General features: G+C 35.2%; 15 protein-coding genes. 9 read left to right on the top strand and 6 right to left on the bottom strand.

Translation table 11 applies throughout. The features are described from left to right. Nucleotides 1–281 precede the first annotated feature (281 nt). From map to AC3A54_RS10845, 3 genes are all read left to right on the top strand, one after another. Nucleotides 282–1,022: a type I methionyl aminopeptidase gene (gene map / locus AC3A54_RS10855; RefSeq protein ID WP_487654476.1), complete on the top strand. Its 741-nt coding sequence runs from the start codon at nucleotides 282–284 to the stop codon at nucleotides 1,020–1,022. 244 nt (nucleotides 1,023–1,266) lie between these two features. Beyond that, entirely contained in the window at nucleotides 1,267–2,574 is a 1,308-nt protein-coding gene (locus AC3A54_RS10850) for a hemolysin family protein (RefSeq protein WP_335549006.1), read from the top strand. A gap of 235 nt (nucleotides 2,575–2,809) precedes the next feature. After that, on the top strand, nucleotides 2,810–4,159 hold the full coding sequence (locus tag AC3A54_RS10845; protein ID WP_335533852.1) for a TrkH family potassium uptake protein: 1,350 nt from the start codon (nucleotides 2,810–2,812) through the stop codon (nucleotides 4,157–4,159). Between the two features lie 78 nt (nucleotides 4,160–4,237). Here the strand turns inward: AC3A54_RS10845 and AC3A54_RS10840 are convergent, their stop codons facing one another. Next, the gene (locus tag AC3A54_RS10840; protein ID WP_308079256.1) at nucleotides 4,238–4,414 is read right to left on the bottom strand and encodes a hypothetical protein; all 177 of its coding nucleotides are present in this window, start codon (nucleotides 4,412–4,414) and stop codon (nucleotides 4,238–4,240) included. A 114-nt stretch (nucleotides 4,415–4,528) separates the two neighbouring features. After that, a complete protein-coding gene (locus AC3A54_RS10835) occupies nucleotides 4,529–5,152 on the bottom strand; it encodes a DUF421 domain-containing protein (protein ID WP_487654475.1) in 624 nt (207 codons plus the stop codon). 186 nt (nucleotides 5,153–5,338) lie between these two features. On the opposite strand from AC3A54_RS10835, the gene hmpA reads away from it, so the two are divergent. The 5 genes from hmpA to AC3A54_RS10810 all read left to right on the top strand — a co-directional run bounded on the left by hmpA (nucleotide 5,339) and on the right by AC3A54_RS10810 (nucleotide 11,742). Continuing rightward, nucleotides 5,339–6,619 (top strand): NO-inducible flavohemoprotein, encoded by a 1,281-nt coding sequence (gene hmpA / locus AC3A54_RS10830; RefSeq protein ID WP_487654474.1) that lies wholly within the window; start codon nucleotides 5,339–5,341, stop codon nucleotides 6,617–6,619. 257 nt (nucleotides 6,620–6,876) lie between these two features. Continuing rightward, nucleotides 6,877–8,340 (top strand): SulP family inorganic anion transporter, encoded by a 1,464-nt coding sequence (locus AC3A54_RS10825; protein WP_487654473.1) that lies wholly within the window; start codon nucleotides 6,877–6,879, stop codon nucleotides 8,338–8,340. Nucleotides 8,341–8,491: 151 nt separating this feature from the next. Continuing rightward, a complete protein-coding gene (locus AC3A54_RS10820; RefSeq protein WP_487654472.1) occupies nucleotides 8,492–9,847 on the top strand; it encodes a sugar phosphate nucleotidyltransferase in 1,356 nt (451 codons plus the stop codon). 12 nt (nucleotides 9,848–9,859) lie between these two features. Further along, a complete protein-coding gene (locus tag AC3A54_RS10815; protein ID WP_487654471.1) occupies nucleotides 9,860–10,546 on the top strand; it encodes a glycosyltransferase family 2 protein in 687 nt (228 codons plus the stop codon). 38 nt (nucleotides 10,547–10,584) lie between these two features. Next, a complete protein-coding gene (locus AC3A54_RS10810) occupies nucleotides 10,585–11,742 on the top strand; it encodes a glycosyltransferase (protein WP_487654470.1) in 1,158 nt (385 codons plus the stop codon). Here AC3A54_RS10810 and AC3A54_RS10805 read toward each other — a convergent pair. Beyond that, nucleotides 11,732–12,919 (bottom strand): glycosyltransferase family 4 protein, encoded by a 1,188-nt coding sequence (locus AC3A54_RS10805; RefSeq protein ID WP_487654469.1) that lies wholly within the window; start codon nucleotides 12,917–12,919, stop codon nucleotides 11,732–11,734. The genes AC3A54_RS10810 and AC3A54_RS10805 overlap by 11 nt on opposite strands. Next, entirely contained in the window at nucleotides 12,916–14,037 is a 1,122-nt protein-coding gene (locus tag AC3A54_RS10800) for a glycosyltransferase family 4 protein (RefSeq protein ID WP_487654468.1), read from the bottom strand. The genes AC3A54_RS10805 and AC3A54_RS10800 overlap by 4 nt, the downstream gene beginning before the upstream one ends. 100 nt (nucleotides 14,038–14,137) lie before the next feature. Here AC3A54_RS10800 and AC3A54_RS10795 point away from each other — a divergent pair, with 100 nt between their 5' ends. After that, a complete protein-coding gene (locus AC3A54_RS10795; RefSeq protein ID WP_487654467.1) occupies nucleotides 14,138–14,692 on the top strand; it encodes a hypothetical protein in 555 nt (184 codons plus the stop codon). A gap of 52 nt (nucleotides 14,693–14,744) precedes the next feature. On the opposite strand, the gene AC3A54_RS10790 is transcribed toward AC3A54_RS10795, so the two are convergent. Together AC3A54_RS10790 and AC3A54_RS10785 are read right to left on the bottom strand one after the other, a co-directional pair. Further along, nucleotides 14,745–15,455: a glycosyltransferase family 2 protein gene (locus AC3A54_RS10790; protein ID WP_487654466.1), complete on the bottom strand. Its 711-nt coding sequence runs from the start codon at nucleotides 15,453–15,455 to the stop codon at nucleotides 14,745–14,747. A gap of 101 nt (nucleotides 15,456–15,556) precedes the next feature. Beyond that, on the bottom strand, nucleotides 15,557–15,889 hold the full coding sequence (locus tag AC3A54_RS10785; RefSeq protein ID WP_335535384.1) for a hypothetical protein: 333 nt from the start codon (nucleotides 15,887–15,889) through the stop codon (nucleotides 15,557–15,559). Nucleotides 15,890–15,900: the final 11 nt, after the last annotated feature.

The following is a 15,900-nucleotide window of genomic DNA, read 5'->3' as shown; positions in this document are numbered from 1 at the left end:
CTAGTTACTTGGATTTTTGCGGCAGTATAGGTACAATCTAAGAATGGAGATTTTTATTAGAGGCTCTGTTAAACTTGTCTGTTGATTTCCGCTCCAGGCACTTCGCTTTCCGTGGGTGTTTCGGTGAGCCTCCTCGGCGCTTGCGCCTGCGGGGTCTCACCTGAACCACACTCCCACAGGAGTCTTCGTGCCTTCCGCTCCAATCAACAGGGTATAAAAATTAACAATGTTCTTTAACACAGCCTTATAATTAAATTATTATTATGATTGGGGAAAGTACAATGATTGCAAAAACCGAAGAGGATTTTAATGGCTTAAAAGAAATTGGAAAAATAGTTGCTTCTATTAGAGATGCATTGGTACAGAAGGCGAAGCCAGGCATTACAACATTAGAACTTGATGAATTAGCAGGGGAGTTATTCGAAAAGGCAGGAGCCGTTTCAGCACCAAAAGGGGAATATGATTTTCCTGGTTATACATGTATCAGTGTAAATGAAGAAGTGGCACATGGAATTCCTGGGAAGCGTGTCATTCAGGAAGGAGACCTCGTCAACATCGATGTGTCAGGTTCAAAGAACGGATATTTTGCTGATACTGGTATTTCGGTTGTTGTTGGAGAGGGTGAAGAGATTTTAACAAAAATTTGTGATGTGGCAAAAGAAGCTTTCGAAGCCGGTTTGAAGAAAGCTAAACCAGGTTCGAAGAAAAGTGGAATCGGTAAAGCGGTAATTCAAACTGCTAAACAAAATGGCTTAACCGTTATTAAAAATTTAACAGGTCACGGCGTTGGTCGGTCTATCCATGAGGCACCGGACCATGTGTATAATTATTTTGAGCCATGGGATGATGAACTGTTAAAAGAAGGTATGGTGATCGCCTTTGAACCGTTTATCTCTACTGAAGAAGAGGAAGTCTTTCAATTGGATGACGGATGGACTTATGTAACTAAAAAGAGCTTTGTTGCTCAAATTGAACATACACTCATTCTTACAAAAAACGGGCCAATTATTACCACCCTCTAAAGGAAGGTATGCCTAATCATATTTAGAATGGATATAGATCTTTTCCAAATTAGGGAGAAGATTTATATCTTTTTCGCTTTTTACAATTCAATACCGTAACGTTGACTGTACGGTTTATCGTGGTATAATTATTTGTTAAAGGGAGTTTCCTTTAACACGTTGTTCCTTAGAAATTTTATAAATAAATAGATTCCTTATATAAACAGGAGGTGTATTCCTTACTTTATTTTAAGTAAGGAGACCATTGATTATTGGTAATTTAATAATAATAGCAATTTTAATTGCTTTTACAGCATTTTTCGTATCTTATGAGTTTGCTATTGTTAAAATACGCGGGTCGCGAATTGATCAGTTAGTTGCTGAAGGGAACAAAAACGCCATCTTTGCGAAGACGATTGTAACAAATCTAGATGAATATCTATCAGCCTGTCAATTAGGGATTACCGTGACAGCGTTGGGGTTAGGTTGGTTGGGTGAACCTACAGTGGAACATATTCTTCATCCTTTGTTTATCCATTTTCAACTACCAGAGTCAATTTCAGGCGTCCTATCATTTATCCTTGCGTTTGCTTCTGTAACATTTATTCATGTTGTGGTTGGTGAACTAGCACCAAAGACCTTCGCAATTCAAAAAGCTGAAACTGTCACACTGACCTTTGCAAGGCCTATGATTCTGTTTTATAAAATAATGTACCCTTTTATCAAAGCGCTGAATGGTTCAGCACGGTTAGTAACGGGAATCTTCGGGTTAAAGCCTGCTTCTGAACATGAAGTGGCACACTCTGAGGAAGAACTGCAGTTAATCATTTCAGAGAGTTATAAAAGTGGTGAAATTAATCAATCTGAATATAAATATGTGAATAACATTTTTGAATTTGATGATCGGCATGCAAACGAAATTATGGTGCCACGAACAGAAATTGTAGCATTTGATATTTCACAATCCTTGGATGAATGTTTGCAAATTGTTACCACAGAGAATTATACAAGATACCCCGTCATTGATGGAGAGAAAGATAACATCGTGGGTATGGTGAACATGAAAGAGGTCTTTACTGAATATATCAAAGGTAAAAATGTAGAAGCACCAATTGAGGAGTACGTTCGTCCAGTGATACAAGTGATTGAATCCATTCCTATCCATGACTTACTAGTTAAAATGCAAAAAGAACGAGTGCATATGGCTATCTTGATGGATGAATATGGCGGAACCGCTGGATTAGTGACGGTTGAGGATATATTAGAAGAAATTGTTGGGGAAATCCGAGATGAATTTGATGCGGATGAGGTACCTGATATTAATAAAATTAGTGAAACGAAAACCATTGTAGATGGAAAAGTTCTTATAGATGAGATTAATGACTTATTTGGTTTAGATCTGGAAAATACAGATATGGATACAATTGGTGGATGGATCTTGTCTGAAAGGATGGATGTAGTCGAAGGTGATACATTGAAATATAACGACTATGAATTTAAAGTTCTTGAAATTGACGGATATCATATTAAGTCATTACAAATCTTAAAAATAAACCAAGAATCCTACGCGTAAATAATAGGGGGATGACTCAAAATATAAGAGTCAGCCTCCTTTTTTCTTACCCCAAATTCCTGTAAGTCAATAATCATATTTACAAATTATTCTTGTAATAGTAAGATATGAGTCGTAATTAACTTTGAAATTACAAGGTTTGATACATATTGGAAATCAGGGAATTATAGAGTATACGTGCTTTTTTATAAGAAAAGGATACTAGCTATATCTGCAGTGATTGGATGGAGGCGAAATGGTGAATTTATTTAAAAAAAGGGGTAATTTAATCAAATTACACCCTGCACAAATTTTGGCAATAGGATTTGCCGGCTTAATTTTGATAGGTACTTTTTTGTTAATGCTTCCTTTTTCAACATATGAAGAAGGGCGTGGCTTACACTTCATAGATGCTTTATTTGAGGCCACATCTGCGGTATGTGTTACGGGTTTAGCCGTTGTGGATACAGGAACCACATTTACACTATTCGGACAAATTGTTCTTCTCTGTCTCATCCAAATAGGTGGCTGGGGTTTTATGACGACTGGAATTTTAATGTTCATTATCCTTGGTAAGAAAATTGGCTTAAAAGAGAGGCTGTTATTGCAGGATTCCTTAAATTTATTTACCCTTTCTGGTGTTGTACAACTTGTCCGTAAAATTATCCGTATTACCTTAATTGTTGAAATTCTCGGTGCTTCCGTTTTGGCTATCCGCTGGTCTAATGAAATGCCTTGGGGAAAAGCTATTTACTATGGTATTTTTCATTCAGTTTCTTCTTTTAATAATGCTGGATTTGGACTTGAATCAGATAGTTTGAGTAAGTGGGTGGGTGACCCGACAGTAAACATAGTAATTACATTGTTATTTATGATCGGCGGTATCGGCTTTACAGTGATCCTTGAATTATGGCAAAAAAGATCCATACGGAAATTGTCTCTACATTCAAAAATAGCATTATTAATGAGCTTAATTCTAAATATAGTTGGATTTTTAATTATCTTGGTGGCTGAATTTAATAATCCACACACCATAGGAAAGCTTAGTTTAGATGATAAACTTTGGGCGTCATATTTCCAGGGGGTAGTACCCAGAACAGCTGGCTTCAATACTATTGATATTGGACAGATGACACAATCATCTTTAGTGTTTATGATGGCACTTATGTTTATTGGAGCCTCATCAGGATCAACTGGAGGGGGAATTAAAGTAACAACTTTTGCTATCATTATGCTGGCTTTTTGGTCAGTAGTGACCAATAGAGAAGATGTTAATGTTTTTAGAAGGAGGATTTCTTGGAGATTAGTGAATAAGTCCTTGTCTATTGGGGTGACTGCGATTATTTTTGTATTCACTATTTTCTTTTTACTAACCTTTACGGAGCATGCTCCAATGGATAAAATATTGTTTGAGACCATATCTGCTTTTGGTACTGTAGGATTATCTGCAGGATTAACAGGAGATCTCTCACCGCTCGGAAGAATTTTAATTACAATTCTCATGTTTATTGGAAGAATTGGACCATTAACGATGGCCTTTGCCTTAATGTCCAACCGTCCTGAATCAAAAGTTAGATATGCCGAAGAAAAAATATTAATTGGGTAACTTTGTAGAGATTATAAATAACATAAAAAAACAGAACGAAGTTTTTTTCGTTCTGTTTTTTTATGTTATTTTTATAATTTAAGAAACCCTATCGCTTTCAATATATGTTTCAAAGGCAGGATGAAATTCCTTTTGATAATGTTGATCCGGGCATGACTTTATCACGATTGCTTTTAAGGTATTGGAACGGTGAGTTTCTAATACTTTATTACATTTAGGACAATGTTCAACAAAGAGATTTTTTAGAAAGCGCATAAGCGGACCTCCTATTCATTAAATTCCTATAGTTATACTATGAATTATACATGATTAACGTGAATTTACAATAGATTAGTCCGCAATAGATTAATAATTAGTATGTTTGTCTTATTATTGCAAATGTCTAGGGGGTGGAAACGGATGTTCTATGTTTTTTACTTCAGTAAAAATATTAGGTTGCTGATTTTGAGGATCCAACTTAGTAAGTTGATTACTAAGTTGTACGAAATTTAAATGGTTTGCTGAAATCATTTCTACTAACTCAGCCAAATCTTTTTTTGTCACTGGCTGTGCTTCTGGTATAAGGGTAAAACCTAATTGTCCATTTGGTTCTAAAGTTGCCCATTGAACATCACTAAATTTTGTAATATTTTTCTGGCGTAAATTCATCTCAAGTTGGTCAACGGTTAATCTCAACTTCTTTAAATTCCTTTCATTTATGATTCCATTTTCAATGAGTATTTTTGATTTGCCTGTAAAGAGTTTTTCAAAAATATCTGATTTTATTTGTAAAAATTCTAATGTTATAAGGGTTGCTACTAAAACCGCACCGACCAAAAATGTGTTTCCTAGTTTTTCACCAGCGACGGGTTGAATAAGAAGAGAACCAATAGCAATCATAATTACTGTTTCAGCTATGGTCATTTGAGAAATTGTTTTTCTTCCAGCTATTCTTAATAGTAATGTACCAAAAAGTACAATAAGGACAGCCTTCCAAACTAAACTCCAATCCACCAATAAAACCCCCTTCAACAAAAGACATGTAGTTTTAATAGTATGTAGCTTTTTATAAGGAAAAATTCGGGAAAGTTATGTGAATTGCTTTTATCCCGTAAAGGATTTTTAGTTAATTTTACCTTAAATAGAACTTTTTAATGAGGAGATACTTAATTTGTAAGAATTGAAGGGGGTAAATAGAAGATGTCGAAGATAAATTTACAAGATAAACATTCTTGGCAAGAGGTATTAAAGACCGTAAAAACACTTGATCCTCAAAAAATAGAAATTATTAAAGCAACCTTACCAATTGTTAAGGAACACGGTGAAGCTATAACTAAACATTTTTATAAAAGGATGTTTAAACAGCATCCAGAGCTTCTCAATATTTTTAACCAAACACACCAAATGACCGGTCACCAGCCTAAAGCATTAGCTGATGCTGTATATGGTGCAGCAGCGAATATTGAAGACTTTAGCAAAATCATGCCTGTGTTGGAGAGAATTGGTGAAAAACACAGAAGCCTTCAAATAAAGCCAGAACACTATCCGATTGTAGGAGAGAATTTACTAGGAGCCATAAAGGAAGTTCTCGGAGATGCTGCAACCAATGATATCATTGATGCTTGGGCTGATGCTTATGAGGTAATATCGGACGTTTTCATACGAATGGAAGATCAAATGTATAAAACTACTGAAACCATGCCGGGCGGATGGGCAGGTTTTCGTGATTTTGTTGTAGATAAAAAAGTACAGGAAAGTGATGTCATTACTTCCTTTTACTTAAAACCTAAGGATGGAAAACAAATTGCCGTTTTTATTCCGGGACAATACATAACAGTAAAAATGGATCATGTTGGAGAGGAATTTACCCATTTACGTCAATACAGCTTATCAGATAGCCCAGGTTTAGACTATTATAGGATAAGTGTGAAAAGGGAAGATTCAAAAGATCAAACGATCCCAGCAGGAATCGTTTCCACCTATTTGCATACCCATGTAAAGGAAGGAGACATTATTCCGATTACTGCACCTGCTGGTGACTTTTATTTGGATACGGAATCTACCCTACCATTGGTGTTAATTAGCGGTGGGGTTGGTCTGACACCAATGATGTGTATGTTAAATACGACGATCAAAGAAAATCCAAATCGGGAAATTTACTATATACATGCCGCGATCAATAGTAACCTACATGCATTTAAAAAACATGTAAATGATATGTCTGCAGAGCATAGAAATGTAAAATCCTTTGTTATTTATGAGAAGCCCACTGATCAAGATAGAGAAATGAACAATTTTGATAAAGAAGGATATATTAGCCTTGAACTACTTCAAAAATTCATACCGACAAAGGAAGCAGACTTTTACTTTTGCGGACCTGAACCATTTATGAAAGTAGTAAATAGATCATTAAACCAGTGGGGTATCCCTGAAGAACGCATTCATTACGAATTCTTCGGATCATTTGGAAGCTTAGAATAGGTAGAATGATAAAGAATGGCAAGATGAAATAATTTCATCTTGCCATTCTTTATTTGGCTAGTACCTGAAAAAGGTGATGTAATGCAGATATCCGAAGAAAAACGGAGGAAAACGAAGATATTTGCAAATGGGTCCGTTTACATTATATTTCACAAAGTTGTCACATTATTATATACTTGCTTTTGTTCACAACGGTCCCGACTTTCATGAGAGTTGAAAGTCATATAAAAAACAAATAAAGGGAGAGGTACTACATATTGAATTTAAGTACAATTAAATATTCATGGTTTGGAAATGTAAAGGGAGATGTTTTGGCTGGTATTGTTGTTGCTATGGCCTTAATTCCAGAAGCTATTTCCTTTTCAATTATCGCTGGTGTCGACCCAATGGTTGGTTTATACGCTTCTTTTTGTATTGCGGTTACGATTGCGTTCGTAGGTGGTCGTCCTGCAATGATTTCGGCAGCTACTGGTGCAACAGCTTTATTGATGACGACACTAGTGAAAGATCATGGCTTGCAATACTTACTTGCAGCGACCATATTAACAGGTATCATTCAAATCATTATGGGGGCATTAAAATTAGGAAGCCTAATGAAATTTGTCCCTCGCTCGGTAATGATTGGATTTGTTAATGCTTTAGCAATCTTAATTTTTGCTGCCCAATTACCTCATTTTGTAGGCGAATCATGGCAAATGTATGCGATGGTGGCAGGAGCTCTTGCGATTATTTACATTTTACCCCGGTTTACAAAGGCTGTTCCATCACCACTTGTAGCGATTCTAGTCATTACAGCTATTGCAATCTTTACGGGTAGTGATGTTCGTACCGTTGGGGATATGGGAGAATTAACCTCTAAACTACCTGTATTTTTACTTCCTGACATACCAGTAAACTTCGAGACTTTACAAATCATATTGCCATATTCATTATCCATTGCTATAGTGGGATTAGTCGAGTCATTATTAACTGCTCAGATTATTGATGATTTGACAGACACGGAAAGTGATAAAAATAAAGAAGCACGCGGTCAAGGAATTGCGAATATTGTTTCTGCTTTCTTTGGCGGGATGGCTGGTTGTGCGATGATTGGCCAATCCGGCATCAATGTCAAATCTGGGGGAAGAGGCCGTTTCTCTACATTGACTGCAGGTGCATTTTTAATGATTCTAATTGTTTTATTAAAAGGAATCCTTGTACAAATTCCTATGGCCGCTTTAGTTGGTGTTATGATCATGGTATCCATTGGAACTTTTGATTGGTCATGCTTCAAATCCATGAAAAAGGTTCCAATAACTGATACACTTGTGATGATTGTAACGGTAATAACTGTCATTGAAACACATGATTTATCAAAAGGTGTTTTAGTAGGAATCCTATTGAGTGCGATTTTCTTCGCAGCGAAGATTTCAAAAGTCAAAGTAAGTACCATTTCCTCCAAAGGCTCTCATAAAAAAGTATATCAAGTATCAGGACAACTCTTTTTTGCCTCTGTAACAGATTTTGTTAATAGCTTTGATTATAAAGAAGATGTACAGGAAATCGATCTAGATCTATCTAAAGCCCATCTTTGGGACGATTCCGCTGTGGGTGCTATCGATAAAGTTATCCTTAAATATCATCAAAACGGAGTTAAGGTAACTCTAAAAGGTTTAAATACTGAAAGTAATAAACTCCTTGAAAGAATTGCCGTTCATAATAAGCCAGGGATAAAGTGGTAAACCATTAATAAAAGATATAACACGCTGAAAAATCAGCGTGTTTTTTATTTTGGTCCCTTTTGTGAGCAATTTGATTCTTTTGACCAAGTCCCCCTTTAATAAGTTCTTCATAAGATAACCTAAGGATTCTTGGTTCCGTTAGGAGGGATTTATGAAAATACTTTTGCTATCAGGCGGCTCAGGAAAAAGACTGTGGCCATTATCTAACCAAGTGAGATCAAAGCAATTTCTCAAATTATTACTAGATGAAAACGGAATATATGAGTCCATGATCCAAAGGGTTTGCCGACAATTAGAATCAGTTGGCCTTCTTCCTTCTACTTATATTGTAACATGTCAAAATCAATTAGAAATGATCAGAAATCAAATCGGTGATGAAATCAAGATTATATGTGAACCCGGGCAAAGGGGAACGTTTCCATCTGTATCTCTAGCATGTACCTTCTTTCATTCCAATTTACAAGTAACCGAGGATGAAACGATTTGTGTGTTACCAGTGGATTCTCTTGTGGATTTAACCTTTTACCAACTAGTAAAAAAAATTCCAGATATCATAAATCATTCTGATGCAAATCTTGCACTTTTAGGTGTTCCACCTCAACTACCATCTAATCAATTTGGGTATATTGTACCGGTAATGAACAATAAAGAATCCTATTTTCCAATAAGCCAATTTGTTGAAAAACCAAATTGCATTGAAGCAAAAAGCCTGTTAAAGAAGAAAGCACTTTGGAATTGTGGTGTTTTTGCCTTCCATTTAAAATTTATTCTTTCTTATCTAAAGAGTAAGGGATTACCTACTGATTTTAAGGAAATGTTGGATGTCTATAAGCATTTATCGATAAATAGTTTCGATTATGAGGTGGTTGAAAAATCAACTAATTCGATCGTTATCCCATATAACGGACTGTGGAAAGACTTAGGTTCTTGGACAGCAATTACTGAACAATTAAAGACCAAAATCATTGGTAATGGTGGTATTTCAGAAGATTCAACTGAAACTTACATTGTTAATGAACTTCCATTGCCCATACAAGTAATCGGAATTTCAGATAGTATCATCGTAGCCGGACTTGATGGCATTCTTATCGCCGATAAAAATAAATCAGTAGATATAAAACGAGTAATACAAAACAACCAACCGATGTATGAAGAAAAAAGATGGGGAGATTACAGGATTTTATCTCGATCAACGACGAAGGAAGGGAAGGAGAGCCAAACGAAACTCATCAAAGTAACACCAGGTAAAAATATGAGTTATCAAACACATAATTTAAGGCAAGAAACATGGACCGTTATTTCGGGAACTGCGGAATTTATATTAGATGATCAGTTATTTACTATTAATGGTGGTGATGTTCTAGTCATCCCTATTGGTGTTAAACATGGGGTAAAGGCTATCACGGCCTTGGAAATTATTGTGGTACAATTGGGAACAAAAATTGATGAAGAGGATGTCATCAGGCTTACTGATTCCTGGGTGGAAGCAGTGAAACGATGTAAATAAGGAGGAATTTCATTGATCTCTATCATATGTTGCACGATCCGGCAGCACTTAATGGAGAATGTGTTTAAGAATTATGAAAGTCAGTTTTGGAAAGAAAAAGAACTAATTATTCTATTAAACAAAGATGATATGGATATAGTTAAATGGGAAAAAAGAGCTAAAGAATCTTCAAACGTAACAGTTTGTCAGTTGAAGGAAGAGGTTACATTGGGCGAATCTCTAAATTTTGCTATTGATAAAGCAAAGTATCCGTTTATTGCAAAATTTGATGATGACGATTATTATGCACCTAATTATTTATCAAGATCAATGGATGCTCTATTGAAAACAAATGCAGATGTTGTTGGTAAAAGAACAATTTATATGTACTTTGAAGAGGAAAAAATACTTGCGTTACACAAGCCTGCTAAAGAGAATCAATTCGTAAAACAGGGGATAAAAGGGGCAACTTTGCTGTTTAAAAAAAAGATTTGTGAAAGTGTAAGGTTTCCTTCATTAAATCTTGGTGAAGACACTGCATTCTTAAAGGAATGTGCAAACAACAGGTATAAAGTATATTCCGCAGATAAAAACAATTATGTTTGTTTGAGGACTTCCAAACCTGGTCATCATACTTGGAACTTAAGTAATCAAATTCTTTTAAGAAAATCATCATTTGTTTGTAAAACAGAAGACTATAAACCATTCGTTCAGGATTGAGCGGGGTAACCAATGATTGTTATTACAAGGAGATAAAAATGAAAAACTATCAGGTTGTATGGAGAGGTCCTGTTTTGGATTCAACTGGATATGGAATTGCAAGCAGAGAATACGCCTTGGCATTAGACGGCCAAGGGGTTGATGTGAAAATTGAAACTTATACATGGGGTTTCCCTTCGAAACCGATAGAAAAAACCAAAAGTGATAGGTTATCAAAATTAATTGATAAGCCATATGCATATGAAAAACAGAGAGTATTAATTATTCATTCTCCTCCGGGAAATTTTGAATGGAAGGAGGAGGATAGAAAAAAATTTGATCGGATTATTTTGAATACTGTATGGGAAACAACAAAAATCCCCAGTAAATGGCTACCGACTATTCAATCTTTTGATGCAGTTTGTGTCCCTTGCTCACATAATATTGCTGCCATGTTGAATAGCGGAGTTACTGTTCCGTTATATCTAGTACCACACGGGGCCGATACCGATACGTTTAATCCCAATAATAATAAACTAATACTCAATCAACCAATTAAAAAGTTCATTTTTGTATCTGTATTTGATTTTAAATATCGAAAGAATCCTGAAACGTTATTAAAAGCCTATTGGGAGGAATTCTCTTCAAAAGATAATGTTCTTCTATTGATTAAGACCTATGGAAATTCTCGAAAGAAAATCCTTTTTACCATAAATAATCTAAAAAAAAGTTGGGGGATAGGAAATGAAACTGCACCACTTTTCATCATTACAGGAATCTTAGGAGAAGATCAGTTAAAAGGCATTTACACTCTAGGTAACGCCTTTGTTCTCCCTACCAGGGGAGAAGGCGTAGGTTTGCCCTTTATTGAAGCATTATCAAGTGGTATACCAGTAATAGCTACTGGATGGGGTGGACAAATGGATTTTTTAAATGAAGATAACTCTTTTTTTGTCGATTATAAACTTAGTCCAATTGCCATTCATAACCAAAGTGTAAATAATATTGAAGCATATTATCCCAACCTTTCTGATGCCGAAGGGCAACTTTGGGCAGAAACAGATTTGGCTGACCTAAAAAAACAAATGAGGATTGCATATGAAAACCCCGTTCTTTGTAAACATAAAGGAGAACGAGGTAGATTGGACATGCTAAAACTAACGTGGGATCATGCTGGGTTGACACTTAGTAATGTTATTAAAAATCTTATAGATTAGAAGTTTTAAACCCCTCTATTTCCACGTGTATACCTTTAGCAATTTTACTCCATGTATAATTGTCATTAATGTATTTCTGTGAATTAGATGAGACTTCTTTTAATAATGTTTCTTTTTGATAATAATCATTTAATTTAACTGCAAAATTTTCTCTTTCAGCATGAATGTAATGGTGATGATCGATTAAATGTAACCCTCTAACCCCATATTCGGTTGAGAACAATGGAATTCCCGCTGATAAAAATTCTAATGTTTTCAGATTGACACCTGCACCACTCATTATAGGATTAATTGCCATATCCGCTTCTGCAAAGATTCTTAACTTTTGTTTGTGATGAACTCGACCTAATAATTTCACATTTGTTTTTCTCAATTTAATAAAGGGATTACAGCAGCCACCGGCAATAATAAAATCTAAATCTGGACATTTGTCAGCTAATCGATGAATGATAAATTCAACAGCTTCAATGTTAGGCTGATATTCTGATCCAATGAACATGGCCTGCGTCCTTTTATTAGTTGTTTTAGATATCTTTTTTATCCATGTATCCGGAAGAATTCCATTTGGTGCTAATTTTATTTGGTTTGGGTTTTTATGATATATGTCAATAAAGCTTTCTCTTTCATTTTCAGATGTTGTAAATACTAAATCGGCACCTTCTACTAATTTTTTCTCCTCAGCATATAAGATAGGGAGAAAATTCTTTGCTTTCTCATTTGTCCAAATTTGCTTTGCTAAAACGTATTCATGATTGTGGCTGTTATAAATTCTCATTTTGCTATCTATTCCTAAATATTGATCATAACCGAGTAGAAAAGGGGATTCATGGATAATAATGTCGCTTGTATTATACAAGTCATTAAAATATTTTTTATAAACCGTGTTTTGATAGGAAAGTTTCATATACTCAATTAAAGTAAATTCATAAGAATTTTCATTACTGATTTGAAAATCATCCCTTTGTTCATTGGAGAGGAGTTCTTTTTCTACTTTATACTCCCTGAATGTGGGGGAATAAAGAAAAAAACCAGTTTTGTGACCAAGTGTTTGAGATAAGAGGGTTATATTATAATACCTGCTAAGTTCTTTATAAAGATGGTAATATCTTAAAGTACCCCCACTTGTGGGAGGGATAACTGTTGGGAAATGATTAATGACCAGTATATTTTTCATCATTTTCTCCTCCTTTGCATTACTTTTTCAAACACATTGATTGTTTCCTTTGCACTGTTCTCCCATGAGAAAGTTTTCACCCGTTCTTTGCTTTTTTCGAGAAGGTCCTGCCTTGTCTGTGTGTTAAATGCTTTAAGTATTTGGATGGCAATTTCATCTGTATTGTCAGGGTTAAATTGCAACGCAGCTTCCCCAACAATCTCCGGAATGCTTCCTCTATTTGAACAAACGATTGGACATTGTGCTCTCATTGCTTCCACTAATGGAATACCAAACCCCTCATAAAGAGAAGGGAAAAGCAAAAAGGTCGCATGAAAATATAGGTATGGCATCTCTTCTTGGGGGATATAGTCTAATATCATTACTTGTTTTTCTAAATGGTGCTCCTTTAAGAAATTTAATACCTGTTGAAAATACATGTTTCCTTTGTACGTATAACCAGTAAGAACTAGATAGAGCTCTTTGTTGTAATTCTCGCGTAGTGACAAAATTGCTTTTAGAAGATTAAGATGATTTTTATGAGGATTATAACTAGCTGGATAATATGCATACTCGTCGGGTAAATTATATTTTTTCTTTATTTTTACATTGTTACCTTCGTCCAGCTCACTTTCAAAACAGATCGGTGCATCCTGATATATTACATGAATTTTTTCTTCAGGAATTTGAAGGTTCTGGATAATAGTCTGTTTTGAAAAGTTTGAAACCGTAATGACGGCATCAATTGAAGGGGAAAATTGTTGGTAATAGTGATTATGCCATTCCAAATTGTCTGAAACATATTGAGGGTAGGAAGTATGTAGAAGGTCATGAATGGTTACGACAGTAGGAATAGGGATATCTGGAATATACGACCGGTGTAAAGGAGAGAACCATAAATCTATTTGATACTGATGAATAGCTTCATGAATCTGAACTGGACTCTTTACTTCCTTAAACATTACTCTTTTTATTTGTTCATGATGAACAGGAAAAATATCTCGGTATGGTCTAGTTATAAAAAGGAATAACTTCAGATCTTGTTGAACGTTTACTAGATGCAAAATTAAGTTTTTTACGTACTGTTCAACCCCACCAAATCTGTCCTGTGAGAAATTTAAAAGATTAATGCCAACTCTCAATTGATTACCCCCTCAAATAAATTTTTCAAATACTACTATATATGCCCTTACAGAATGACAATTGACTTCATTTAATAAAGAAGGAAAGGAGGAATATTAGATGGGAGATAAACATGATCGCAAAAGAGTAACACTTACTACAGGGCCATTTCTAATTCCTGAGGAAGTGGGTACTGATATTCAAATAGGGCGGAATAATGATAGACTTGTAATTATTCTAAAAAATCCTACGGAAAAGGAATTAAAGGCATCAGTTAAATTGGGGATATGCTTCCAACCTAATGGAGGGCCAATGGCAGAACAAACCAACAACCAATTTCATGTATTTAGTGATATTCATGAAAAGGATTTCTCATTAGGTACACATGAATTAAATCCTCACACTTGTACAAGAATTGAAAGAGATATTCCTGGTGGCGGTTTCGATAGCTTTGAAGTCGTAACGGATGAGAGAAATGCTGTTTATCGAGTAACGGTAGAAGGAGATTTCAAAATCTGCAAGAAGACTTGTCAACCAATTTGCGGTCTGCTTGAAGTTTCAGTTGTTGCCGGCAGTATCTTTAACCCGCTGGAACCTGGACTTGAACAAGCTGACCCGTCCACGTTTTTCCGTTATAAAGATTTTGTATTTTGTGAAGACCATAAAGACGATTAATTACCGTCCGTTCTCTAAAAAGATGGCATATTTTCATGTCATCTTTTTTCATTCATCCTTGTCTGATGTTGATATATTCTTGTTGGTATTCAGTTATAAATTTTTGATTAATTTCATGTACCGGTTGGAAATTTAATCCGTATTCAACGACTTTGATACCATCGCAATTGAAACCGTGAAGTCCAATATGTTGGAAATAACTCTCATTTGAAACCAAGATGGGTACACCCTTTTTTCTTAAAAATTCACTCCAAGCCCAATCAAAGGAATCACTGGGAGGTAGATTCTTTACTATTTCATTAATTATTTCTCTAGACATGATTGATCCTGCAGCACCAATATGGGTTTTCTCTAAAAATATTTTTCCATTCATTTTGAATTTATTCATTGGTCTATGAAGTCTAGAATTATACAAACTCATAATACCCTTGGTATGAATAAAATGTTCCTCTGTAAAGTTTAACCAATCAGGACGACAAATAAGGTCTGAATCCATAGTAACGAGGATATCATCTTGTGTAGCTAAAAAATCAAGATACATTTGTCTTAAATTTCGATCTGGCCCCATATTCTTATCTCTTTGAATGATCGTAGCTGCATTTGGAAATAGGCTCTTTAAATCTGAAACATCTAATTCGGTACTACAATCATCAAAAATACGTATGTTACATGAGTCGATATTTTGCGTCAAATATAAGGACTGCTGTTGTTTAACTAAGTATTTCTTTCTATTAAAAGTAGTAATTCCAATTGTAACTTTCATTTTTTACCACCTTTCAAGAATGATTGAAAACTTACATATATTTTATGAAACTCGAAAGGATAAGGGAACAAACGCATACATAAAAAAGACCGCTAACATTATTAGCGGTCTTCATTGCTGTAATCCCAATATTTCAAGGTATCCGTTTTTCCTGTAGGCTCACTTTTTACCACATTTCCATCCTGGTCTTTGTAAACCTCATATTCCTCATACGTTTCAAGGATATAACCACCCACTTTTTCCCGCTTTTCAAGTTTTTCCTCTAAAACAGGAATGTCTTCCGATGGTTCTACGTCAACCGGCTGAGCCATAACAGGCTGGTCGGCAGAGTAGGCATAATCCTTATTCAAAAAGGAATAAGGTGAATCGAGATAGGCAGCAAAACCTAAAATGGCGATAAGGAAACATACATTAATAAAGGTTTTACGTTTCATTCTTCCAAGCT

The sequence above is a fragment of the Neobacillus sp. Soil_C_43 genome, from assembly GCF_057656715.1.
The sequence above is the reverse complement of the archived record's forward strand: the minus strand, read 5'-3'. Positions and strand labels throughout refer to the sequence as shown.

Coding starts and splice junctions, on each gene's coding strand:
- map (WP_487654476.1), top strand. CDS start 282: ATGATTGCAAAAACCGAAGAGGATTTTAATGGCTTAAAAGAAATTGGA.
- AC3A54_RS10845 (WP_335533852.1), top strand. CDS start 2,810: ATGGTGAATTTATTTAAAAAAAGGGGTAATTTAATCAAATTACACCCT.
- AC3A54_RS10840 (WP_308079256.1), bottom strand. CDS start 4,414: ATGCGCTTTCTAAAAAATCTCTTTGTTGAACATTGTCCTAAATGTAAT.
- hmpA (WP_487654474.1), top strand. CDS start 5,339: ATGTCGAAGATAAATTTACAAGATAAACATTCTTGGCAAGAGGTATTA.
- AC3A54_RS10820 (WP_487654472.1), top strand. CDS start 8,492: ATGAAAATACTTTTGCTATCAGGCGGCTCAGGAAAAAGACTGTGGCCA.
- AC3A54_RS10810 (WP_487654470.1), top strand. CDS start 10,585: ATGAAAAACTATCAGGTTGTATGGAGAGGTCCTGTTTTGGATTCAACT.
- AC3A54_RS10805 (WP_487654469.1), bottom strand. CDS start 12,919: ATGATGAAAAATATACTGGTCATTAATCATTTCCCAACAGTTATCCCT.
- AC3A54_RS10795 (WP_487654467.1), top strand. CDS start 14,138: ATGGGAGATAAACATGATCGCAAAAGAGTAACACTTACTACAGGGCCA.
- AC3A54_RS10790 (WP_487654466.1), bottom strand. CDS start 15,455: ATGAAAGTTACAATTGGAATTACTACTTTTAATAGAAAGAAATACTTA.
- AC3A54_RS10785 (WP_335535384.1), bottom strand. CDS start 15,889: ATGAAACGTAAAACCTTTATTAATGTATGTTTCCTTATCGCCATTTTA.